This window comes from Polycladomyces subterraneus (genome assembly GCF_030433435.1).
GTDB lineage: Bacteria > Bacillota > Bacilli > Thermoactinomycetales > JIR-001 > Polycladomyces > Polycladomyces subterraneus.
Map to the genome: position 1 here is coordinate 74,488 of NZ_JANRHH010000047.1, position 23,094 is coordinate 97,581.

20 protein-coding genes and 1 other RNA gene are annotated in these 23,094 nt (G+C 53.0%); 18 read left to right on the forward strand and 3 right to left on the reverse strand.

Translation table 11 applies throughout. The features are described from left to right. Positions 1-438: 438 nt before the first annotated feature. The 6 genes from dnaG to NWF35_RS13145 all read left to right on the forward strand — a co-directional run bounded on the left by dnaG (position 439) and on the right by NWF35_RS13145 (position 9,556). Entirely contained in the window at positions 439-2,256 is a 1,818-nt protein-coding gene (gene dnaG / locus NWF35_RS13120) for a DNA primase (RefSeq protein ID WP_301239660.1), read from the forward strand. 62 nt (positions 2,257-2,318) lie between these two features. Beyond that, positions 2,319-3,410, forward strand: a complete 1,092-nt coding sequence (gene rpoD, locus NWF35_RS13125; protein WP_419179836.1) for an RNA polymerase sigma factor RpoD — start codon at positions 2,319-2,321, stop codon at positions 3,408-3,410. A gap of 211 nt (positions 3,411-3,621) precedes the next feature. Then, a complete protein-coding gene (locus NWF35_RS13130; RefSeq protein WP_301239662.1) occupies positions 3,622-4,761 on the forward strand; it encodes an acyl-CoA dehydrogenase in 1,140 nt (379 codons plus the stop codon). Between the two features lie 17 nt (positions 4,762-4,778). Beyond that, positions 4,779-6,422, forward strand: a complete 1,644-nt coding sequence (locus tag NWF35_RS13135; RefSeq protein WP_301239663.1) for an AMP-binding protein — start codon at positions 4,779-4,781, stop codon at positions 6,420-6,422. A 484-nt stretch (positions 6,423-6,906) separates the two neighbouring features. Further along, the gene (hppD, locus tag NWF35_RS13140; RefSeq protein WP_301239665.1) at positions 6,907-8,019 is read left to right on the forward strand and encodes a 4-hydroxyphenylpyruvate dioxygenase; all 1,113 of its coding nucleotides are present in this window, start codon (positions 6,907-6,909) and stop codon (positions 8,017-8,019) included. 97 nt (positions 8,020-8,116) lie between these two features. Next, on the forward strand, positions 8,117-9,556 hold the full coding sequence (locus NWF35_RS13145) for a M1 family metallopeptidase (protein WP_301239667.1): 1,440 nt from the start codon (positions 8,117-8,119) through the stop codon (positions 9,554-9,556). 234 nt (positions 9,557-9,790) lie between these two features. On the opposite strand, the gene NWF35_RS13150 is transcribed toward NWF35_RS13145, so the two are convergent. After that, a complete protein-coding gene (locus tag NWF35_RS13150; RefSeq protein ID WP_301239669.1) occupies positions 9,791-10,009 on the reverse strand; it encodes a spore germination protein in 219 nt (72 codons plus the stop codon). On the opposite strand from NWF35_RS13150, the gene NWF35_RS13155 reads away from it, so the two are divergent. The 6 genes from NWF35_RS13155 to NWF35_RS13180 all read left to right on the forward strand — a co-directional run bounded on the left by NWF35_RS13155 (position 10,002) and on the right by NWF35_RS13180 (position 14,758). Continuing rightward, positions 10,002-10,925 carry a tRNA (adenine(22)-N(1))-methyltransferase gene (locus tag NWF35_RS13155; RefSeq protein ID WP_301239955.1) on the forward strand — a complete coding sequence of 308 codons (924 nt, stop codon included), beginning with the start codon at positions 10,002-10,004 and terminating at the stop codon, positions 10,923-10,925. The genes NWF35_RS13150 and NWF35_RS13155 overlap by 8 nt on opposite strands. After that, positions 10,901-12,004, forward strand: coding sequence for a Nif3-like dinuclear metal center hexameric protein (locus tag NWF35_RS13160; RefSeq protein WP_301239671.1), 1,104 nt, complete (start codon positions 10,901-10,903; stop codon positions 12,002-12,004). The genes NWF35_RS13155 and NWF35_RS13160 overlap by 25 nt, the downstream gene beginning before the upstream one ends. Before the next feature lie 88 nt (positions 12,005-12,092). Then, positions 12,093-12,515, forward strand: an RNA gene (gene rnpB / locus NWF35_RS13165) — RNase P RNA component class A. Between the two features lie 252 nt (positions 12,516-12,767). After that, positions 12,768-13,598: a GDSL-type esterase/lipase family protein gene (locus NWF35_RS13170; protein WP_301239672.1), complete on the forward strand. Its 831-nt coding sequence runs from the start codon at positions 12,768-12,770 to the stop codon at positions 13,596-13,598. A 237-nt stretch (positions 13,599-13,835) separates the two neighbouring features. After that, positions 13,836-14,369: a hypothetical protein gene (locus NWF35_RS13175; RefSeq protein ID WP_301239674.1), complete on the forward strand. Its 534-nt coding sequence runs from the start codon at positions 13,836-13,838 to the stop codon at positions 14,367-14,369. A 110-nt stretch (positions 14,370-14,479) separates the two neighbouring features. Then, positions 14,480-14,758: a hypothetical protein gene (locus tag NWF35_RS13180; protein WP_301239676.1), complete on the forward strand. Its 279-nt coding sequence runs from the start codon at positions 14,480-14,482 to the stop codon at positions 14,756-14,758. 53 nt (positions 14,759-14,811) lie between these two features. On the opposite strand, the gene NWF35_RS13185 is transcribed toward NWF35_RS13180, so the two are convergent. Together NWF35_RS13185 and NWF35_RS13190 are read right to left on the reverse strand one after the other, a co-directional pair. Continuing rightward, complete coding sequence (locus NWF35_RS13185) at positions 14,812-16,515, reverse strand: hypothetical protein (RefSeq protein WP_301239678.1); 1,704 nt, start codon at positions 16,513-16,515, stop codon at positions 14,812-14,814. Next, complete coding sequence (locus NWF35_RS13190) at positions 16,516-16,815, reverse strand: MTH1187 family thiamine-binding protein (RefSeq protein WP_301239679.1); 300 nt, start codon at positions 16,813-16,815, stop codon at positions 16,516-16,518. Positions 16,816-16,937: 122 nt separating this feature from the next. Between NWF35_RS13190 and NWF35_RS13195 the strand changes: the two genes are divergently transcribed. From NWF35_RS13195 to NWF35_RS13220, 6 genes are all read left to right on the forward strand, one after another. Continuing rightward, positions 16,938-18,008: a M42 family metallopeptidase gene (locus tag NWF35_RS13195; RefSeq protein WP_301239680.1), complete on the forward strand. Its 1,071-nt coding sequence runs from the start codon at positions 16,938-16,940 to the stop codon at positions 18,006-18,008. A 92-nt stretch (positions 18,009-18,100) separates the two neighbouring features. Then, positions 18,101-18,652 (forward strand): DJ-1/PfpI family protein, encoded by a 552-nt coding sequence (locus NWF35_RS13200; RefSeq protein ID WP_301239682.1) that lies wholly within the window; start codon positions 18,101-18,103, stop codon positions 18,650-18,652. 315 nt (positions 18,653-18,967) lie between these two features. After that, positions 18,968-19,702 carry an isochorismatase family protein gene (locus tag NWF35_RS13205; RefSeq protein ID WP_301239683.1) on the forward strand — a complete coding sequence of 245 codons (735 nt, stop codon included), beginning with the start codon at positions 18,968-18,970 and terminating at the stop codon, positions 19,700-19,702. A gap of 112 nt (positions 19,703-19,814) precedes the next feature. Then, positions 19,815-20,915, forward strand: coding sequence for an NADH-quinone oxidoreductase subunit D (locus tag NWF35_RS13210; protein ID WP_301239685.1), 1,101 nt, complete (start codon positions 19,815-19,817; stop codon positions 20,913-20,915). A 27-nt stretch (positions 20,916-20,942) separates the two neighbouring features. After that, positions 20,943-21,824 (forward strand): class II fructose-bisphosphate aldolase, encoded by an 882-nt coding sequence (locus NWF35_RS13215; protein ID WP_301239687.1) that lies wholly within the window; start codon positions 20,943-20,945, stop codon positions 21,822-21,824. Then, positions 21,821-22,753: a 1-phosphofructokinase family hexose kinase gene (locus tag NWF35_RS13220; RefSeq protein ID WP_301239690.1), complete on the forward strand. Its 933-nt coding sequence runs from the start codon at positions 21,821-21,823 to the stop codon at positions 22,751-22,753. The genes NWF35_RS13215 and NWF35_RS13220 overlap by 4 nt, the downstream gene beginning before the upstream one ends. The last annotated feature ends 341 nt before the right edge of the window (positions 22,754-23,094 follow it).

Here is a 23,094-nt window from a genome sequence, read left to right on the forward strand (position 1 = left end):
GAATTACTGAAGACAAAAGGCCCGTCCTGACATGTTCGCGGGCCTTTTGTCATCCGTATCAGATAATAATGATTCTAAGATAGAAAAAAAAGAAGATGTCAAGGTTGGGGCAGGATTTTTTCCATTTGTCAGCGTATAATACTACAGGTGTATCATTTTGGATTGATCTTGCAAAATTCGACACAATTTTGTCGATAAAGAAATCCACCAAGGGTATGGAAGGATTCGCGTGCTCTGTGTAGAATAAAGGGATAGGGGGTTGGGCAACGTTTCCTTCTTTTTTTTCCATCCATTTAAACCAAATATTACTATAGGTTATCATTGGGGGTTGTGCAGGATTTTGACGGATTTTGTCGAATACAAAGAGGATGTAAAGGCGCAACCCCTGGTTCTGCTGCAAGGAACGGATCATCTAGACGGGAAAGCGGTGATTTCTTGATGGGACGCATCCCTGACGAAGTCATCGACCAAGTCCGAGAGCATTTTGATATCTTGGACATAGTGGGTCAATATGTGCAACTAAAGCGAAGTGGGCGTAATTATTTCGGTTTATGCCCATTTCACTCAGAAAAAACCCCTTCCTTTTCCGTCGCTCCCGACAAGCAGATTTTTTATTGTTTCGGATGTGGTGCAGGCGGCGATGTGATTAAATTCATGATGGAGATTGAACAGCTCACCTTTATCGAAGCTGTTCGCCATCTGGCCGATCAGGCCGGGATCGCCCTGCCCGAGACGGAGCGGGAGGACCGGCCAGAGGATGACAGGCGCACCCGTTTGCGTCAGGCGTTGGACTTGGCGGCAAGATTGTACCATCACTTGCTGGTGAATACGGATCATGGTCAGCCGGCACGGGCATATCTGGAACGTCGGGGGGTGAGCATGGAGACGATCCGCGAGTTTCAGATCGGATATGCACCTGCCTCTCGGCAATTCCTCCTGTCGTTTCTCAAAGGAAGGGGATATCAGGTGCAGGAGATTGAGGAAGCGGGGCTGATCTCAGTGCGCGAAAACGGGTCCGGTTACTATGACCGGTTCCGTGGACGGATCATGTTTCCCATCCATGACGCGCAAGGTCGTGTGATCGGTTTCGGCGGCAGGCTATTGGGCGAAGGTCGGCCCAAATACCTGAACAGCCCGGAAACACCTGTCTTTCACAAGGGACGTAATCTGTTCAACCTGCACCGTGCCCGTCAAGCGATGCGCAAAGATCAGCAAGCTGTCCTGTTTGAAGGTTACATGGACGTGATCGCTGCTTGGCAGGCTGGGATTCGTTCCGGTGTGGCGTCCCTGGGCACTTCGCTTACGGAGGAGCAAGCCCGTGTGATCCGGCGCAATGCGGAGATGGCCATCATTTGCTACGATGCCGATGATGCCGGTCAATCCGCGGCCGATCGCGGTCTGGAACTACTCCACGAACAAGGGGTTATCGTCAAGGTGGCACAACTGCCGCAAGGGATGGACCCCGACGATTATATCCGTGAACGAGGTGCCGAATCATTTCGCCGGGACGTCATTGGTTCCGCTCTCCCGTTGACTGCGTTCAAACTGGAGCGTTTAAAAAAAGATTTCGATCTCCGGGATGAACCGCAACGGTTGAAATATTTGACGCAGGCACTGGAAGTGGTCGCTGACCTTCCCCTTGCCATCGAGCAGGACCATTATGTCCGTCGTTTGGCAGAAGAGCACCGGTTGTCCCTGGATGCCCTGAAACAAGAGCTCAGGCGCATCCGTCGTCGCAAACAAAGAGAAAACAAAAGGGATAAAGGTCAAACAAAGTGGAATAATGAATATCATAATACCAAACACATGGTCGGTCCAGACAGACGCACTGCTGCGCATGAGGCGGAAAAACAGTTGCTTGCCATGATGATCCGTGACAAGGAAATCGCTATGTATGTACAGGAAGCGATCGGCGCGGACTTTTACGTTGATGAATACCAAGCTATCGTTGCACGCCTGTATGCATATTATGCCGAGGGTTATCCGGCCGATCCGGGACGGTTCTTACATTACGTTAAGGATGCCGAGCTGACATCGTACATCAGTGAACTGGCGATGATGGACATCCCGGACGATATTCCCGGTAAAGCCGTGGACGACTGCATCCGACGCATCCGCCATCATTCCATTCATCTTCAATTATTAGAAATCAAACGTCAGATTGAAGAAGCAGAACGTGCTGGTGACACCGCAAAGGCGGCCCAGTTGGGAATCGAGCTTCTACAACTGGAAAAGAAAAAGAAAATGCTGGCCTGAAGCGGTGAAATCAGGGAAGGAGGGAACTGACATTGGCAAAGGAGCAACATGTTGACACCGAGATGGATCTTTCTTTGGAACAAATGAAGGAACAACTGATCGACCTCGGCAAGAAACGGGGCGTTCTCAGCTATAAAGAGATTATGGAAAAATTGTCCGCCTACGATCAGGACTCCCAACAAATCGATGAATTTTTTGAGCAGTTGGCTGATCAGGGGATCGAAGTGATCAACGAAGACGTTGATGATGATATGGTCTTCGATGATGATGATACGCATCCTGAAGAAGAATATCTGGATGATGATCTGAGTGTGCCTCCGGGCGTCAAAATCAACGACCCGGTTCGGATGTACCTGAAGGAGATCGGACGTGTACCGTTGTTGTCTGCGGAGGAGGAAGTCGAGCTCGCCAAGCGGATCGAACAGGGGGACGAAGAAGCCAAACGGCGCCTCGCCGAGGCCAACCTCCGTCTGGTGGTCAGTATCGCCAAACGGTATGTGGGCCGGGGCATGCTGTTCCTGGATCTGATCCAAGAAGGCAATATGGGTCTGATTAAAGCCGTCGAGAAATTCGACTATCGCAAAGGGTACAAGTTTAGTACTTACGCTACGTGGTGGATTCGCCAAGCGATCACCCGTGCGATTGCCGATCAGGCCCGCACGATCCGAATCCCGGTGCATATGGTCGAAACGATCAACAAACTGATTCGGGTTTCCCGTCAGCTGTTGCAGGAACTGGGACGCGAACCCACGCCGGAAGAAATCGCCAAGGAGATGAACCTCAGCCCCGAAAAGGTTCGCGAAATCATGAAAATCGCTCAAGAACCGGTTTCGCTGGAAACGCCAATCGGGGAAGAAGACGACTCCCATCTGGGGGATTTCATCCCCGACGACGACGCGCAGGCGCCGGCGGATGCAGCCGCCTATGAGTTGTTGAAAGAACAGCTGAAAGAAGTGCTGGACACCCTGTCCGAGCGCGAAGAAAACGTATTGCGCCTCCGGTTTGGTTTGGACGACGGCCGCACCCGCACACTGGAAGAAGTGGGCAAGGTGTTCGGCGTCACCCGGGAGCGGATTCGGCAGATCGAAGCCAAAGCGCTCCGCAAATTGCGCCATCCCAGCCGGAGCAAACGGCTCAAAGATTTCCTCGAATAAGCATCCGTGAGGGAAGCATCCTACACGGGTGCTTTTTTCTTGTCGGATACTGACTCAATTTTATCCCTTTTCAAATCACAATGCAAACGCTCTTCCGCGCCTTAAACGACAGAAAAAAGTGTTCATTGCCAAAATTCTTGATGAAAACAGAAGGATCCACCTATAATGGTATTGATAGCGCTTTCTAACATAAAAGAAGGAGTGGGAGAACATGAATTTCGACCTGACGGAAGAGCAGAAAATGATCCGCAAATTGATGCGTGATTTCGCCGAAGGAGAGGTGGCTCCTACCGCCGACGAGCGGGATCGAACCAAGCGGTTTCCTCGAGAGGTGTTTGAGAAAATGGCGGAGCTCAATCTGATGGGGTTGCCGTTTCCTGAGGAATACGGCGGCGGTGGAGCAGACACGGTCAGCTTCGCCATCGCAGTGGAAGAGCTGAGCCGAGTATGCGCCTCGACGGGCATCACATATTCTGCTCATATCTCGTTGGGTTGTGCCCCGTTGTATTTGTTCGGTACCGAAGAACAGAAACAAAAATATCTGGTTCCGCTTTGTCGTGGGGAGACGCTCGGGGCATTCGGACTGACCGAGCCCAATGCCGGTTCGGATGCGGGAGGAACCAAGACGACCGCGGTGCGTGAGGGAGATGAATGGGTGATCAACGGCTCCAAATGTTTCATCACCAACGCCAGTTACGCCCGTTTTGTGTCATTGACGGCAGTGACGGGGAAAAAAGGGGAGCGACCCGAGATCACCGCGTTTATCGTACCAACGGATTCGGAAGGTTTTCAAGTGATCGATCAATATCACAAAATGGGTCTGCACAGTTCCAACACGACCGAGTTAGTGTTGGATCATGTGCGTGTGCCGCATGAAAACATCCTGGGCAAGATCGGGGAAGGGTTTAAACAGTTCCTGATCACGCTGGATGGTGGACGGATCGGTATCGGGGCGATGGCGGTCGGAATTGCACAGGGGGCGTATGAAGCGGCATTGCAATACGCCAAGCAACGGATGCAGTTTGGAGAATCTATTTCGAAGTTTCAGGTGATTCAGCACAAGCTGGCCGACATGGCCATGTACATCGAATTGGCCCGCAACATGGTGTACAAGGCAGCTTGGCTGAAAGACCAGGGGCGCCGATTCACCAAAGAAGCATCCATGTGCAAATTGTTTGCCTCCGAGGTGGCGATGATGGTATGCAATCAAGCGGTTCAAATCCATGGAGGCTATGGATACATGCATGACTACAAGGTGGAACGCTTTTTCCGCGACGCCAAATTGACGGAAATCGGAGAAGGAACTTCGGAAATCCAGCGAAACATCATCGCCCGGGAAATCGGGTGTTGAAACGAGGAGGGCAACGGGTGGCGGAACTTCTCGAAATCACGTTGGGTGATCTGTTAGATCGAATGGCAGATCGGTTGGCGGATCATCCTGCGGTGGTCTATCCGGAGTACGGGTTGCGTTGGAGTTACCGGGAATTCCAGCAGCAATGCAACCGGGCTGCGCGCGGCTTGATGAAATTGGGATTGAAAAAGGGAGATCATCTGGCGATCTGGGCGCGAAACGAGCCGGAGTGGTTGGTGACTCAGTTTGCTACAGGCAAGATGGGTGCCGTCCTCATCACAGTCAATACCAACTACCGTACTCGAGAGCTGGAATATCTGCTGCGCCAGTCGGATACGGAAACCTTGATCCTGATGGAACAGTTCAAAGGAAACAATTACGTCGAGATGCTGATGGAGATCTGTCCCGAATTGAATGATTGCTTGCCGGGTGAATTGCGTTCCGACCGCTTGCCCAAGCTGAAAAACGTCATCCTCCTGGGGCGAGAGCGCAAGCCGGGCATGTTTTTGTGGGAGGACATCCTTCAAATGGGAGATGAAGTGACCGACGAGGAACTGGTGCAGCGGCAGCAGTCGTTGCATCCGGAAGATGTGATCAACATGCAGTACACATCGGGTACCACCGGATTTCCCAAAGGCGTCATGCTCACCCATCGCAACATTGTCAACAATGCCCGCAACATCGCCGAGTGCATGCGGTTGACCCATCAGGACCGCCTCTGCATCCCGGTTCCGTTTTTCCACTGTTTCGGGTGTGTGTTGGGTACATTGGCCTGTGTCTCCGTCGGCGCTACGATGGTTCCGATTACGGAATTCGATCCGCTCCGGGTGCTCGAAGCGGTGGAACAGGAACGCTGTACCGGTTTGCACGGGGTGCCGACCATGTTTATCGCCGAGCTGAATCATCCCGAGTTCGATCGATTTGATTTATCTTCCCTTCGTACGGGCATCATGGCTGGTTCCAACTGCCCGATCGAACTGATGAAAAAAGTGGTCGACGTGATGGGCGCACGGGAAATAACCATCGTTTACGGTCAAACCGAATCCTCGCCTGGAATCACACAGACACGGACGGATGATCCGATCGAATTGCGCGTTGCTTCGGTAGGAAGGGCCTTACCCCATGTGGAAGTGAAGATCGTGGATCCCAATACGGGGGCCGAAGTGGAGCCGGGTGTGCAGGGCGAATTGTGTACCAGAGGTTACCATGTGATGAAGGGATACTACAAAATGCCCGAAGCCACCAAGGAGGTCTTAGATGATGACGGGTGGCTGCACACGGGCGATCTGGCAACCATGAACGAAGACGGGTACGTCCGCATCACCGGTCGGTTGAAAGATATGATCATCCGCGGTGGGGAAAATATTTACCCGCGGGAAATCGAGGAGTTTCTCTACACTCATCCCAAAATCCTCGATGTGCAGATTGTCGGTGTGCCTGATGAAAAATATGGGGAACAGGTGATGGCATTTGTCCGCATCAAAGAAGGAGAAACATTGACACTAGAGGAACTGCAGGATTTTTGTCGGGGGCAGATTGCCCACTTCAAAATTCCGCAGGCACTTCAAATCGTGACGGAGTATCCGATGACGGCCAGCGGGAAAATTCAAAAGTACAAGTTGCGGGAGATGGCTGTACAGATGCGCCAATCCCACATTTGAAGAATCCCTCCCCATGCCAAAAAATCGGAAACCGTCTCCCGCCTCTGCGTCACTCGCTCAGCGGGAGGCGGTTTTTTTGTGGGAATTAGTCTTTTTCCACTCCCGATTTATCCAGCCCGAACAGAGATCTAGTACCGTTTTTGTGAACGGTTTATCGCGTTTTTCCAAACACCCCTTCACGATGTTTCGTCGGTTCATCCTCCATCCGCTTAACACCCCTCTTGAGCAGATGTTGTGCCCGATTGATTGTCAGTTGCCACGCTTGGAATGGCAGAGAAGTCCAGATGAAGAGATTTGATGTGAAATCACTTTTGATTGGTACCCGTATGGGAGGTGGTGTCCATCATCAGTTGCAAAAAACGCTCGTGTCCCTGGGGGTTTCTTCAGTTATGCAGTACACAACAGCGTTACTGCGTGTGCTTGCTCCTCTCCGGAAATGGATATAACCTGAAGGTAAATAAGATTCTGACTGGGGTGGCGATTGATGGTGCAGCAATTACAAGCTGCTTCGACGGATCGGGATTTCTTTGCGATCCGTGATGTGGATTATTTGGAAATCTATACGGGCAACGCAAAACAAGAGATGCATTACTTTTGCCGGGCATTTGGGTTCCGTCTTGTGGCTTATAGCGGGTTGGAGACGGGAAATCGGGATCAAGTTTCCTATGTACTGGAGCAAGGGAAGATCCGCCTGGTTGTCAGCGGTGCGTATGGTCCGGATCATCCGATTGCCGAATTCGTGAAACAACACGGTGACGGGGTCAAGGATATCGCGCTGTTGGTGGATGATGTTGAAAGCGCTTATTTGGAAGCGGTTTCAAGAGGTGGCATTCCGATAAAAGAACCTCATGAATTGCGGGATGAACACGGTGTGATCAAAAAAGCGGTCATCGGCACATACGGGGACACCGTTCATACCCTGATCGAACGGCATCAATATAACGGTTTGTTCGCCCCTGGATTTGCTTCACCTGAATGCGGCATCCCCCATCATGACGCCGGATTGGTGGCCATTGACCATGTGGTGGGCAATGTGGAACGAATGGAGGAGTGGGTTGCCTATTATGAAAACGTAATGGGTTTCAAGCAAATGATCCATTTTGACGACAAAGACATCAGTACCGAGTACTCGGCACTCATGTCCAAGGTGATGCACAACGGCGGACGAATCAAGTTCCCGATCAACGAACCGGCCGAAGGCAAACGGAAATCGCAGATTCAGGAGTACTTGGAGTTTTATCGCGGTGCAGGGGTGCAGCATGTGGCCTTGCTGACCAACGACATCGTCAAAACCGTGGAAACCCTGCGACATAACGGGGTGGCGTTCTTGTCTACTCCCGATTCGTATTATGACGCCCTGACCGAACGTGTGGGAAGCATCGACGAATCGATCGCGGATTTGCGTCGACTCAACATTCTGGTAGACCGGGATGACGAGGGTTATCTCCTGCAGATTTTTACACAACCGATTGTTGACCGGCCCACCCTTTTCATTGAGATCATTCAGCGCAAGGGAGCACGCGGATTCGGCGAAGGAAACTTCAAAGCGCTGTTTGAAGCGATCGAACGTGAACAAGCACGGCGTGGCAACCTGTAGCCCCCGTTTTGATTGATGGCGTTTGCCGTTCATATTTCCCTTTTGGTTGGATCATCCTATAGAGGAAAATCTCCAACAGAAATGGGTGGATGAACGGATGAAACGCCGTTTTTTCTTTTGGTTCAGTTGTTTGGCAGTGATCAGTCTGATTGTGACCGGTTGGTCGCCCCGTCCGATGAATGTGTCGCGGACGGCTCCATCTGCGGAAAAAAAGGAGCGTCCGCATTACCGGATCACAGCCCACTATCATGACGAATCGGTACAGGTTACCGGTCATGTCACGGTGACATTACCCGCCAAACAAGTAAGCGGTTTGCGGGAAGTCTATTTTCATTTGTATCCGAACGCTTTCGCCCATTGGAAATGGGGAGCTCATACCAAACCAAAGCAACCGGGGTACCTCCATGTCTCCCATGTGAAAGTGGACGGTAATTCTGTTGCCCACCAAGTGAAGGAGACGGTAATGAAGGTACCGTTGCCCAAACAAGTGGGAACAAGGAAAACAATGCGGATCGATATGGATTACCGGTTGCAGTTGCCCAAGGGCGGCACCCGGTTAAACACTTTTAAACGAACCGCTTTCTTGGCACAATGGTATCCGATGCTGGCGGTGAAGGATCAAGACGGTTGGCATACTGAACCGTATACGACCATCGGTGATCCGTTTTACACCCGGATGTCCGATTTTGAGATCACGTTTCATGTGCCTTCGGGATATCGATTGATCACTTCGGCTCGTGACCCGGAAGATCCGGTGGAAGGGGTCGTCACCCTTCGCCGTGACAATGTGCGGGATTTTGCTGCTGTCATCACCAAAGATTACGAGGAGGTGCAGGGGAAGGCCGGTTCCGTACGCGTACGGCTTTGGTATTTGCCCGGTATGGAAGATGTGGCACAGGAGCTGCACGATGCCGCCGTATCCGGAATGAAGTTTTTCTCCAAACGTTTTGGCGCCTATCCGTATGACGAAGTGGATGTGGTGTTGGGAGAAACAGGCTATGGAATCGCGGGGATGGAATATCCCGGACTGGTTACATCGATCCCCAAGATACCCACACGACAAGGGGAACGGCCCGCCGTCAATGTGGTCGTTCACGAGCTGGCCCATCAGTGGTGGTATGGAGTGGTGGGCAACAATCAAGTAAAGGAACCGTGGTTGGACGAAGGCTTGACCACATTTTCTGAGTTTCTCTACATGCATGACCAAATGGGAGAAGATGAGCGAGATCTCCTTGTTCGTGCCGCGGAGCACTGCAACCGGATCAACCGGAAAACCGGCGTCACCTCGGTTGAATCTCTGTACCGCTATTCGGATCTCGTTTACGGATTGATGGTGTATACCCGCCCGGCGGCCATGATGTGGGAACTGGCGGACGAAATCGGCAAGGACAAGGTGTTGCGGATTCTGCAAACGTATTATCAACGGTATCAGTATCAAATCGCTACCACTAAGGATTTTATCCAGGTTGCCAATGAAGTGGCTGGCAAAGACCTGACCCCGTTTTTCGACAAGTGGCTGTACTTTAAAACACGATAAAATGAAAGCTGGCCACTGTCGACCTTCTGCAAACCAATGGATGGATCAGATGTGGCTGGCTTCTGGGTGAATCCATATTCTGTAAGGATTGCGAGAGGGCGAAAGCACTCCCGCGTTTGACCTACCCTGAAGGGAGGGTTTTTCCTCTCGCTCCTGGTAACTTGGCTCGTGGGAAAAAGGCCGCCCTTTCCTCTGGCCCATAAATGGACGGACATGGCGTCGAAAGAGGATAGCTTAAATACGTACCTCCCCGGCTTGATCGATAATATCCGGGTCAATCGCCTGGTTGGGGCTTCCAGTGATATTGAGAGAAAAATCTCCGATGGGAAATGAGCCGCCGATATCCTTGTCGTTGGACGACGAGCCGACATTCATGGTGTCACCCAAATTGATGGTGGCAGTCGAGTCAACCTGGCCGATCTTGGCATGGAAAATCTGATTGGCGGTGGGCAATCTGTTCGCCTCCCATAAACGAATGCAGGGACGTAGGGCGAACGTCCCGCTCATTCATTTTATCCACATCACTTCAAAAGCGTTCATGGACAACGGCATCGCGGAGTTGAGTTCGATTCGTTATAATGGGAAAGACGAAGGATTGCTGAAGGAGGATGCATTCATGGTGCAACCAAATGAGAATGCACCTTCCGTCCAAGTGTCCAAGCGGTTGGGCGTGATCGCGCAAAAGGTCAGGCCGGGAACGGTGGCAGATATTGGTGCAGATCACGCCTTATTGTTGATTGCACTGGCGGACTCCGGAAAACTGGTTCGCGGAATCGCCGGGGAAATACATACAGGCCCATTGGAAAACGCGCGCCGACGTGTGCGGCAAGCCGGACGGCAGGAACAGATCGAAGTTAGGCAAGGAGATGGTTTGTCCGTTTTGCGTCCGGGGGAAGTGGATGCAATCACGATCGCCGGGATGGGCGGTGCTCTCATCGCCCGCATATTGGAGGAAGGGAAAGAGAAATTGACCGGTGTGCGCCAATTGGTGTTGCAGCCCAACACCGATGGCCGGTATGTTCGCCGGTGGCTTGTGGACAACGGATGGGCGCTGACAGAGGAAGAGTTGGTGGAAGACGGGGGGATTCTGTACGAAATCCTCATTGCGGAGCCAGGGGGGAATCCGGAGCTTTACCACCAACCCCCGTTGACGTCCGAACAACTGATGATTCTCGGGCCCTGGTTATGGAAACGAAGACATCCGTTGCTCAAACGACGGATTCGGGAAATATTGGAGGAGAAACAGCGAATCGCCGATCGGCTTCAGGCGGCGAAGTCGGAAGAAGGCCTGAAGCGCAGAGCCGAGATTGCCCGTGAAATCGAAGAGTGGAGGAGGATCGAGCAATGGGGATTCAAGGACGCGAATTGATTCGGGCCATGGAGGCATGGGCTCCGCCGCGGCTGGCAGTGGAAAAAGATCGGATCGGATTGCAGGTGGGAGATCCGGATGCCGAGGTTCGCGGGGTTTTAGTCACGTTGGATGTGAATGAAGACGTGGTGGATGAAGCGATTCGTCTTGGGGCGAACTGGATCGTGGCCCATCATGCGGTTATTTACAAACCGGTATCATCTCTACGGACGGACCGACCTGCAGGTCGTTTATATCAAAAACTGTTACAGCATCAGATCCAGGTTTACATCGCCCATACCAATCTGGACACCGCGGATGACGGTGTCAACGACGTACTGGCGGAGCGGTTGGATTTGCAGGAGACGGAAGTATTGCTTCCGCATGTTCATGAACGACTGAAAAAAATCGTGGTCTTTGTACCGGAAGATCACCATGAAGCGGTGTTAAACGCCATGTGCGAAGCGGGTGCCGGTTGGATCGGCCAATACAGCCATTGTACGTTCAACATGAACGGTACCGGTACGTACCTTCCGCGGGAGGGAACAAACCCCTATATCGGTGAACAGGGAAAATTGGAGCGTGTCAAGGAAATCAGGCTGGAGACCATCATCACGGAATCGATCCAGTCACGAGTCATTCAGGCGATGCTGGATGCACATCCCTATGAAGAAGTGGCTTACGACCTCTATCCCTTAGATAATCCCGGACCGGCCATGGGGCTGGGACGCGTGGGCGATTTAACGCAACCAGTCACCCTGCGGGAATTGGCCGAACAGGTCAAATCCGCATACGAAATCGAGAGAGTACGGTTTGTGGGCGACCCGGATCGACAAGTGCGGCGTGTGGCGGTCATGGGCGGATCTGGCGGACGCTTTTATTCCGCGGCATTGGACAAACAAGCTGATGTCTACATCACCGGGGACGTTGATTTCCATACGGCGCAAGATGCATTGGCCGACGGATTGTGCCTGATCGATCCGGGGCATCACGTAGAGCGCTGGGTTGTGCCGCGGGTCTGTGAAAAGTTGCGTTCGGCACTGCCGGATGTGACGGTTACACCTTCCCAAGTGGATACCAATCCCTTTCGCTTCGCCTGATTGTCAATGAATACCACTTGCGGCGGAGCGCAGGATTTGTTACAATGTAATCTCCGATTTGATATAACGGATCTCCGTTGCAGAGCGGAAAGTAAACCAGGCAATCGCCGGTGGATCGCCGCAAGGCGCCACGGGAGGAAAGTCCGAGCTCCATAGGGCAGGGTGCCGGCTAACGGCCGGTGGGGGCGACCCTAAGGCTAGTGCCACAGAAATGGAGACCGCCGATGGAAGTGCTTCGGCACTTCACAGGCAAGGGTGCAACGGTGCGGTAAGAGCGCACCAGCGGCATGGAGACATGCCGGCTAGGTAAACCCCACCCGGAGCAAGACCTGATAGGGGATCAGCGTGCTTGGCACGCAACTGTGGCCCGCAGTGATCCCGGGTAGGTCGCTGGAGCTGTGCAGCAATGTACAGCCTAGACAGATGATTGCCACTCCAATGGGCGGGAGGCGAACAAGCCGCCGTCGGTACCGCTCGGAGTACAGAACTCGGCTTATGGTTTGCTTTCCGCGGAGCTTGTACGGAGATCATGATTTGACTTTTCCCCAGAAATCGGTTCGGCGTTGGTCATTCCACTCATTCAGTGGAACGATCAACGCCGATTTTGTTTGCATTTCAATAAAGCAGGAAATCTGATCGGAATAACATGTTTCCATGCAAAAAATATGTAATATTCCTATTACATTCCTTTTATATGGATGAAATGGGAGTGTGATCTTGCTCCCGTATACTTAGATGAAGACGGAATCGGGAGGTGAGTGACGTGAACAAAGTATGGGCGGTGATCCTGGCCGTTTGGGTCAGCGTCTCCAGTTGGGCCGGTTGGGAATGGATTCAAGCATCGCATCCGTCGGTCTCTGCACGTTCTCTCGATACCGGCATTGTTCATGAAGCTCCCTCCGTGTTGCAAACATTGAAGACGCGTGCGAGCCGCGAGGGAAGCCTGCATTATCTGGCGTTGGGCGATTCGGTCGCATTGGGGAAAGGGGCTCCACGCGGATACGCCGCGGAAGTGGCAGATCGGCTCAAACGACATCAATTGCCGGTGCAGCTGGACAATCAGGGTGTGTCCGGCCAAACCTCATCACAATTATGGATAGCGTTGCACCATCCCGAGATGAAGCGAAAAATCCGGCAAGCCGATCTGATCACCATCACCATTGGCGGAAACGATGTGTTGAAGGTGGCATTGAGGCGCTCCCAACCGTGGGAAGCAATCTCTTCTTTTGACGAAATCAGGGACGGATTTGTCCATCATCTGAATCAAATCCTGACACTGATTCGAAAAGAGAACCCCACTGCCGTTGTTCTCGTCACTTCCTTGTATAACCCGGTACCGCCGGATGCGTTGTATTTCCCTCTTACCGAAAAACTGCTGGACAACTGGAATACGGCGTTGGCTCAAACCGTTTCCACCCAACCGGGGTGCATCGTCGTTCAGATTGACGATCTGTTGAGACCGGAGCACCGCGATTGGTTGGCGGATCAGATTCATCCCAACACCCGCGGCCACCGGTTAATCGCTCACGCGATTCTAAATGCCATCGGACTGGACGATACCGGATCGCAGGTGGCCGATGCCAGGGGCAACTGACGATCCGCAGGTTTTTGACAAAGTGGTCTAATCATAGTGATTTGGGAGCGGGTCGAATTTCCCGTCCTGTGACTCTAGTTGTGGTTACGGGGCGGAGACGGGAAATCGGATCCCGCAGACATTGTCAACAATTTTGCGACGATAGGTCGTTCTTTCATGTGGAAATGCCTATTGCCATAAATATGAGTCAAAGCAGTTTTTCTTCGATCCAGCCAAACCGCACAAGGAGGCGCTGCCGTGGCGGCAAAATGGCTGAGTATCGCGATCACTGCTTTTGTCGGTGGGCTGATCAGCCTGTTTTTTTCTTTTGTGAAGGACCTGTTGTCCACATGGTTTCAGGGCAGGGGGCGGTTGGATGTACAGGTGAGACGGGTTCGGGCCTACTATTATCGATTCGTTGATACCGGAAAGGGGGGATGGGGAAGCCGCACAGGACGACGAAAGGAAGCGCAGATCGCTCTGATGGAAGTAGATGTGGTGTGGATAAACCGATCGGCTCGTCCGATCATAGTGACGGATGCGTGGCTGACATTGCGTGATCGTGGTCGGGAGTATCGCATCCGGCCGGTGGATCGGCATGAGGGAAAGTTATTTAGCATGTACCGGGTGGAAGGGAACGAAAGCTGTCCGGGCTGGTTGTCCGCACGTTTTAACCGATCGGAAGAAACCCGTTTTTTCTTCGAGCAGATGGAGACCCAAGCAGGTCTTTTGATCACCACACAGCAGGGGAAATCATTGAAAGTATCCTTAAATTGGGAAGATCGCTTTTGACGAACCATATTCCATCCATGGTTGGAATCCCGACCGGCAATCGCCGAGATGCATGGAACCGTGATCAACGGGAAAGGCTAATCCAAACGGATGGAAGAGGTTGAAAAGGCATGATGAATCCTTTTTCTTCTTATGAAGCGTATATTGAACGTTACAAGATGTTTTGGTCCGAGGAAGGGGACGGACGCCCTCCCATTCTATCTGAAGCGGAATTCCTTAAAAAATTTCAACTGCTGCGAGAGAGCTACCGGACTTATTGGGAAATGATTCGCGGTGGACAGGAGTCAGAGGCAGCTCATTACTATCTCAATGTGATCAATCCATTGGAAAATGAGTTGGCCATTGCGGATGGAGCGGATAATTTCTTAATGGATGATGAAAATCAATAAATAATACGTTTAACCAAAACCAACACCCTGCGGAAGCGGCCCCGCAGGGTGTTTTAGTCTGATCGATCCAGTACGGATGGGGATTCCATCACTTTCAAAAGGTGAAGCATCTCACGGCATTGCAAGAGCAGTCCTTTCTGGGACGTAAGCTCGCGTTCGATGGCCAAAAAGCGCATCATTTCCTCCAATTGGCGGATAGATTCCTCTATTTTTCCTGCCACCATGCTGCCCATCCATTGCTCTGTCAAGTCGCGGATGAGCGGCCTATGAACTTCCGATCGGAGTCGTTGATACAAATCAAAGGCGCGGTACAACCGCATGACGGTGATATAGACACGGATTCGTCTACCGGGATCAAACCGCAGCATAGAGGGGATCATCCCGGGACTGGTGCTGATCGCGGTCCATGCTTTAACCGATTCAAAGTCCGGGTTATCTAATGTAAATCCCTCGGTTTTCAGCCGGTCAAATCCCATGTAAATCCAAGCAGGAGGGCCGTTTTTGATGCGTGTCAGGCATAATGTGATCAAAGCGGACGGCTTCCCTCTGAGGTAAGAGGTGAGATCGACGGTTTGATCTTCCCACCGTTCCCGGTCCTGTGTCACCAAATCTCTGCGCCACACGATCTGTTGGTCCACCCACAATTGCATTTGGTATTGACCAGTCATTTGAGAAAGGGGCACTTGATCCGGGTAAACGCTCATATACGAGAACGCCAATCGGTAGCGTGACGATGGGGAAAGGCGGATTCTCTGCCGGAAACCGGCCGATGTTCCAGTTTGGGTCAGGTTATTGGGCGAGACGAACACACTGGCGTATCCTGTCCCTGATCGTGCCAGATGTTCTTTCACTTCCGGAAACCACACTTTGTGCAGGACATAGGTGATCAAACCTTGAATACGTCTGTTCCGCAGCGCATCCATTCCATAGCGCACGGCTTTGTCCACGTATGAGACGGTGGGACTGGCCGGGGTGGCCGACAATTTGCTCGCATGTATCATCAACACCAATGGCAGCCCATGGGGGGCCAACAGTTGGCGCGCCTGTTTCACCTGTCCCGGCAGGCTTTGCAGACGGTGCGTGTTTCTGTATTTGTCGTCTCGGAAAGTCATGACCACGCCGTCGATCGTGTGGTGATACCCCTCAATGAAATCGGTCGTGATGCCGGGAAAGTAAACCTGCGGATAAAAAAGCAGATCGGGGTTTTCCGCTTTTCCCGCCTGCTGGATCCGTTCCGTATATTGCGGGGTGAAAAATCCCCGGTTGTCGTTGAAGTCGTCGATCACAACGCCTTTAAGGTTGGGAAACGAACGGGACAGGTGACCGATCGCCCGAAACCAAGCTACATAATCGGTACCAAACGGTTCCGAAGCTTTCTCCATCGCTTCACTCGGCGGTACGAGATAAACCCACACCTGTATCCCGGCTTTTTGGGCGGCAGGCAAAAATTCACGGCGCAAATCGTCCCAATCGGTCGGCTCGTGCCAAATCAAGTAAAAGTAGGTGTTCACCTTCAGTTCCCGCAGCCGTTGGATCATTTTTGGCGTGTCAATGTGATGGATTCCGTCTTTCCGTGGTTTCACCTCTCGGATTTCCCCGCCATAGTCACCGATCATGGCGGAAGAAGAGGGAGGGCGAGATGGGGCCGATATGACTGAAACGGTGACGTCCGGTCGCGACGGCCACAGACTCGCCGCTAACCCCAATGTCAGGATGACAGCCAGGAAGGATCGACTGCCCCAAAACGAGGGTATCACCTAATGAACGTCCCCGTTGACTTTCGCCACTTGGGACTCCAGACTGATCGGCTGGTCGCGGCGATCGTCGATTGTAATCTGTGTGATCACTCGATTGGTTCCGTTTTGCATGGAAGAACGGTGAATTTCCTGGGCGACATCCATCAATCGGTTCAGATCCCCTTCGATGACGGTGGCTGTCGGGGTAATCTGATAGTTGAGGCCGCTCCGTTCCACCATTCTGCAAACATCCTTGACCATATTGCTGAAGCTGGGCGTATTGGTTCCAACAGGAACGATACTGATTTCCATCAATGGCATTGTTGTTCCTCCTTTCCTCAGTAGTGTGAAGAAGCAGAGGTGGAAATATGTACGTAAATAAACGGAAAACATTTCAGACATAATACAAAGCGGATGAATTTGGTGGAAAGGAAGACAATGCAATGGAACTGTTGAAAGAATTGTCGGAAGCCAATGGAGTCCCCGGTTTTGAACGGGACGTGCGCGCCATCGTGCGTCGGGAATTAGAGAAAGGGAATACGGAGCTGTTGTGGGATCGGATGGGTAGCGTGTTCGGTCAGAAAAAGGGAACGGAAACCTCTCCGCGTGTGTTGTTGGCCGGTCATTTGGATGAAGTGGGTTTTATGGTGACCGAGGTCACCAAAGGGGGGTATCTCCGCTTTTCCCCGTTGGGCGGTTGGTGGAGCCAGGTGCTGTTGGCCCAGCGGGTCACCATCATGACCGAAAAGCGGAATTTCATCGGTGTGATCGCTTCGAAGCCGCCGCATGTGATGACGTCGGAAGAAATGAACAAGGTATACCCGATGCGAGAGATGTATATTGATGTCGGCGCGCATTCGGACAAGCAGGTCAAAGAGTGGGGCATTCGCGTGGGCGATCCCGTCGTACCGATGTGCCCTTTTGAGATATTGCCCGATGACGACACGATTTTGGCCAAAGCGCTGGATAATCGGGTCGGGTGTTATCTGGCACTGGAAGTGCTCGATCAATTGCGAGTCACCGAACATCCCAACACTGTCATATGCGGTGCCACTGTGCAGGAGGAAGTAGGATTGCGGGGTGCCACTACCACACCACATGTCGCAGAGCCGGATGTGGCATTTGCGTTGGATGTAGGGGTAGCTGAAGACGGGCCTGGCAGTGAGGGGAACAGCAAAGCCAAATTGGGTAAGGGACCGCTCATCACGTTCCTCGATGCGACGATGATCCCCAACGTCCGATTGCGCAACCTGGTGATAGACACTGCCGAGCGAAACGGGATCCCTTATCAGATCGACACCATGCTGGGCGGCGGGACGGATGGCGGTCAGTTTCATCTTTTCCGCAAGGGGGTACCCACATTGGTAGTGGGGGTGGCCGCACGGTACATTCACAGTCATGTGTCGATGGTGAGCAAAAAAGACGTGGAAAACGCCGTCAAACTGTTGGTGGAAGTGATCAAACAATTGAATCGGGAAACGGTGGAATCACTCACCGCTTATAACCAAATCTGAACGGACAGTCCGTTTTCCCCATCTAGACTCCCGTTTTTTCCTGTGTAATAATGGGTAATGGACAATTCAATATTGACAGGGAGGGAACGGATATGGCCAAAGTGTTGATTTTGACCGGAGACGCCGTGGAAGCGTTGGAAGTGTTTTATCCATATTATCGAATGTTGGAGGAAGGACACGAAGCGGTCATCGCCGCTCCCAACAAGAAGAAACTGCAAACCGTGGTTCATGATTTTGAACCGTCGATGGAGACCTACTCCGAAAAACGCGGCTACGGTCTGGATGCGCATATCGCCTTTAAAGAAGTGAATCCGGCCGAATATGACGGATTGATCATCCCTGGCGGACGGGCTCCGGAATACATCCGCCTCGAACCGGAAATCCCCTCCATCGTGGGTCACTTCTTTGAAACGGGCAAACCGATCGCTGCGATTTGTCACGCGGCACTGGTGTTTAACGTGATCCCGCAACATGTCCGAAACCGCAAAATGACGGCTTACATTGCCTGCCGTCCGGAAGTGGAATCGGCCGGTGCGCAGTATGTGAAAGAAAACCTGCACGTCGACGGCAATCTGGTATCGGGGCACGCTTGGCCGGACCTTCCCGGGTTGATGAAAGAGTTCCTGAAGTTGTTGAATCGGTGAAGCGATCATATGTAGGCTCGCCCAAACTGGGCGGGCTTTTTTATTGGCGTGATCCATCCCTGGCAACACTTCTCCACCTCCACCCATGCTTTTGCCTGTGGGGTTTTCGTGGTAAGATAAGATTAGATTGTTGGGAAAATTACTATGCTTTCGCCGATTGCCAAGAGTGTATCCGGTATTTCTCGACTGAGAGAAGAGCGGTTTGTTTCCGGCTTGCGAGCAAGAGGGAAGCAAGCACACTCGGGCCAAATGGATTGACCGGATACACTCTGGCTGCAAGCGGAATTACAAACGGGTGCCCCGGGAGGGAGTGTCGTGGATCGGCGGTTGGCTTTTTTTGATGAGGTGGATCGTCGTCTGCGTGATCTGCCGCGCGTATCACTATCGTCGGTGATAGAGAGCGCCGGTGGCATCGAACGAGTGTTCCTCGTGCTGGTGGATATTCTCAAAGGTTTTTGTGACACGGGTCCATTATCCAGCACACGCGTCCGGGAGATGGTGGAGCCGGTGAGGCGTTTAACATCTGTTTGCTTGGAAAAGGGCCTTCCGGAGCGCAATTTGCTGTTTCTTCATGATGCACACCCCGAACATGCCGTCGAGTTTGCCGCGTTTCCCCCGCATTGCGTCCGGGGGACGGAGGAGTCGGAAGTGGTGGATGAACTCCAACCGTTTTGGGAATTGCAAGGAGTGATGCGCTTTCGGAAGAACGCGACCAACGGATTGTTTGGGGTGAATGATGCGAATGAAGTGTTTCATGCATTTCTGACCGACCGGTTCCGGGAGGGACATTGCACCTTTTTGGTCATGGGAGATTGCACCGATCTGTGCATCTATCAAAATGCACTGGGCATCCGTTTGTTGGCCAATGAGCGGAATGCCGATGTGCGGGTTTTGGTCTCCCGTGAACACGTCCGGACGTATAATTTGCCCGTCGAAGCGGCGGATGCGACTGGAGCCCTGCCTCACGACGGCGATGTGATGGATCAACTGTTTACCTATCACATGTGGCTCAACGGTGTGGAGATCGTGCAAACGGTAACACCGGAATAAGGGTTGACCAACAGGAATGGGTGGGACACTTGGTCGGGGCGAGGCAATCCTTTCTCCAGGAAGGAAAAATTCTTCACGTGATCGATGTTGTGACCAGCCAAAGGGGGCTATCGTGTTGCGAACGGAAGAAATGTTGCTCAACGTCGGTCCGCAGCATCCGAGTACACACGGTGTTTTGCGCATTATCCTGCGGATCGACGGGGAAATCATCCGTTCCGCCGAGCCGGTGATCGGTTACTTGCACCGCGGGACGGAAAAGCTGGCCGAAAACCTGAATTACACGCAGATCATCCCCTATACCGACAGGATGGACTATCTGTCGGCCATGATCAACAACTATGCAGTTGTGCATGCCGCGGAAACATTGATGGGGCTGGAGATTCCGGAGCGGGCGGAATACCTCCGCGTCATTGTGATGGAACTGAACCGGATCGCCAGCCATCTCGTTTGGTTCGGCACGTACCTGTTGGACATCGGCGCGATGAGCCCGTTTTTGTATGCTTTTCGCGACAGAGAGAAGATAATCGACCTGTTCAACGAGTTGTGCGGGGCCCGGCTCACCTACAATTACATGCGAGTGGGCGGCGTGAAGTGGGATGCGCCGGAAGGCTGGATCGACAAGGTGAAGGAACTGGTGTCGTATCTCCGAGAGCGTCATGAAGAGTACCTGGATCTGGTGGCGGGCAACGAGATTTTCCTGGCTCGGGTGAAAGGCGTCGGTCGTTATGATCGAGCGACGGCTGCTTCCTTCGGATTGTCCGGCCCGTGCCTGCGGTGTACCGGGATTCAGCGCGATCTGCGCAAAGATCAGCCGTATTCGATTTATGACCGGTTTGATTTCGATGTGCCGATCTCGACCAACGGCGATTGTTACGACCGCTTTTTTCTGCGCATGGAGGAAATCCGTCAGTCCTTGCGCATCGTGGAGCAGGCGGTGGAGCAATTCCCGGATAGCGGACCGATCATGGGTAAAGTACCGCGCGTCATCCGGCCGCCGGAAGGCGAGGTGTATGTGGCCGTGGAAAATCCGCGGGGAGAATTGGGCGTGCATCTCGTCAGCAAGGGGAAAGACAAACCATGGCGCATTCATTGGCGTCGACCTTCCTTCTACAACCTCCAGATTCTTCCGCATCTGTTGGAAGGGGAGAACATCGCCAACCTGGTCGCTATCCTGGGTGCGATCGACATTGTGTTGGGTGACGTGGACGCTTGACAAAAAACCCGCAGGGAGGGAGCCGATTTGGGTTTGGTCACCTCGAAGGGATTGTTGGAAGCGGCGCGTGACAAACAGTATGCGGTGTGCGGTTTTGCTTTTCACAATTTGGAGCTGTTGCAGGCTGTCGTCGCGGGGGCGGAGCGGATGCGGGCACCGGTGATCCTGCAAACGACACCCGCCACCATCGAAGCGGTCGGGTTGAACTACTTGGTTCATCTGGCAAGGGCAGCTGCGGAGTCGGTATCTATACCCGTTGTACTGCATCTGGATCATGGACGGGATTACGAAACGGCGTTACGCTGTTTACGGGCGGGATACACCTCGATCATGATCGACGGTTCCCGATTACCGTGGGAAGAAAATGCAGCGCTCGTCAAAAAGGTAACAGAGGCAGCCCATGCGGTGGGCGTGCCTGTTGAGGCTGAGCTGGGGCGAGTGCCGGATGCAGCGGATGTATCCACAACAGCGGAAGATACATACACTGATCCCTTCGAGGCGGCACGTTTCGTGGCAGAAACGGGATGTGATTCGTTGGCCGTTGCCATAGGAACCGCGCATGGGGTTTACCGAGGCAAACCCAGACTGGACTTGGACCGTTTGGCAACCATCGCTCGTGAAGTGCCGGTACCGCTGGTGTTGCACGGCGCCTCCGGCTTGCCGGACGAATCCGTTCGCCAGGCAGTCGCAAGGGGCATCGCCAAAATCAACATTTCCACCGAATTGAAACTGCCCTATGCTACTGCGCTCCGTTCGTATCTGCACGACCATCCGTCGGAAGCCGATCCACGGAAATACGTACAAAACGGGAAGCGTGCAGTGCAAAAAGTGGTGGAAGAGAAACTGCGTCTCTCCGGATCGGCGGGACGTGCCGAAGCGACGGCAACAACGGGGGCGATGCCGACATGATTCTCACTGTCACCTTAAATGCTGCAGTCGACCAAACCTGGATTGTGCCCGATTTTCGGATTCATGCCATTCATCGAAGTCGTCGGGTGATTCGGCAGCCTGGCGGTAAAGGGGTCAACGTCGCCCGGGTTTTGAGTGCGTTGGGCATCAACGTTTGCGCTACGGGTTTTGTTGGTGGACAAAACGGACGATGGATGACAAAAGTTCTGGAGTCGGACGGGATCCCGTCCGATTTCGTTTGGATCGGGAAAGAGACGCGAACATGTCTGACCCTGTTGGACCTGGATCACGGTACGCAAACAGAGGTGTTGGAGCCGGGACCGACGGTATCCGAAGCGGAATGGAACCAACTGGTGGCCAAAGTGGCAACATGGGCGGAGCAGTCATCCTTTGTCGCCTGTAGCGGGAGTCTCCCGCCAGGGGTCCCGGAGAATGCATACGGTGAATTGATCGGAATCGCCCGTTCACGTGGTGCGGCCGTCTGGCTGGATACGAGCGGGAAGGCATTGCACCATGGATGGGCAGCCCGGCCGGACGGCATTAAAGTGAATCAACAGGAAGCGGGGCACTTATTGGGGAAAATGGTCTCGTCCCGTGCAGAAACCATTGCGGCGGCCCGGGCGTTGGTTCGGGACATGGGGCAAACAGTGATCGTCACCGCCGGTTCCCAAGGATTGGCGGCAGTGGTCGGTGGAGAGACATTTTGGGTAACGCCGCCCACCGTTCAGGCTGTCAATCCCGTAGGGAGTGGGGACGCTTTTTTGGCCGGTTGGCTTGCTGCCTCCCATCAGGGGAAAAGCGGGGAGGAAGCGCTGGCATTGGCGACGGCGTGTGCCGCCGCCAATGTGCTGCGGGAGTCGGCAGGGATCGAGAAACAACAGGTATTGGCGTTATTAAAGGAAGTTCGTGTGGAAAAAGTGATGGACTAGGGGATTTCTGGTAAATCCGTGAGGGAGCAATTGCTTTCCCCTGATGAGCGTCTTACCAAACCCGTCCGAGCGAAGGCCCGGAAAGCGCAGAAATGGTCAAGTTCCCTAAGCGGAGCGTATGGACTTCTTTACCATCCTGGACACGATGGGCGATGACTTTCTGTTTTTGGAGCCAATAATAGAATGGAAAAGGGCGTACGGGGTACGAATCCAATCTTCCGATCATCTTGATGGAGTATGCAACAGGTTGCAACATCGTCTGGGCGCGGACTAGTGTTTCCGAGAAGAAACGATGGCGTATGATCTGGCGGACCATGTTCGTGAAGCAGTGTGTTTGGTGA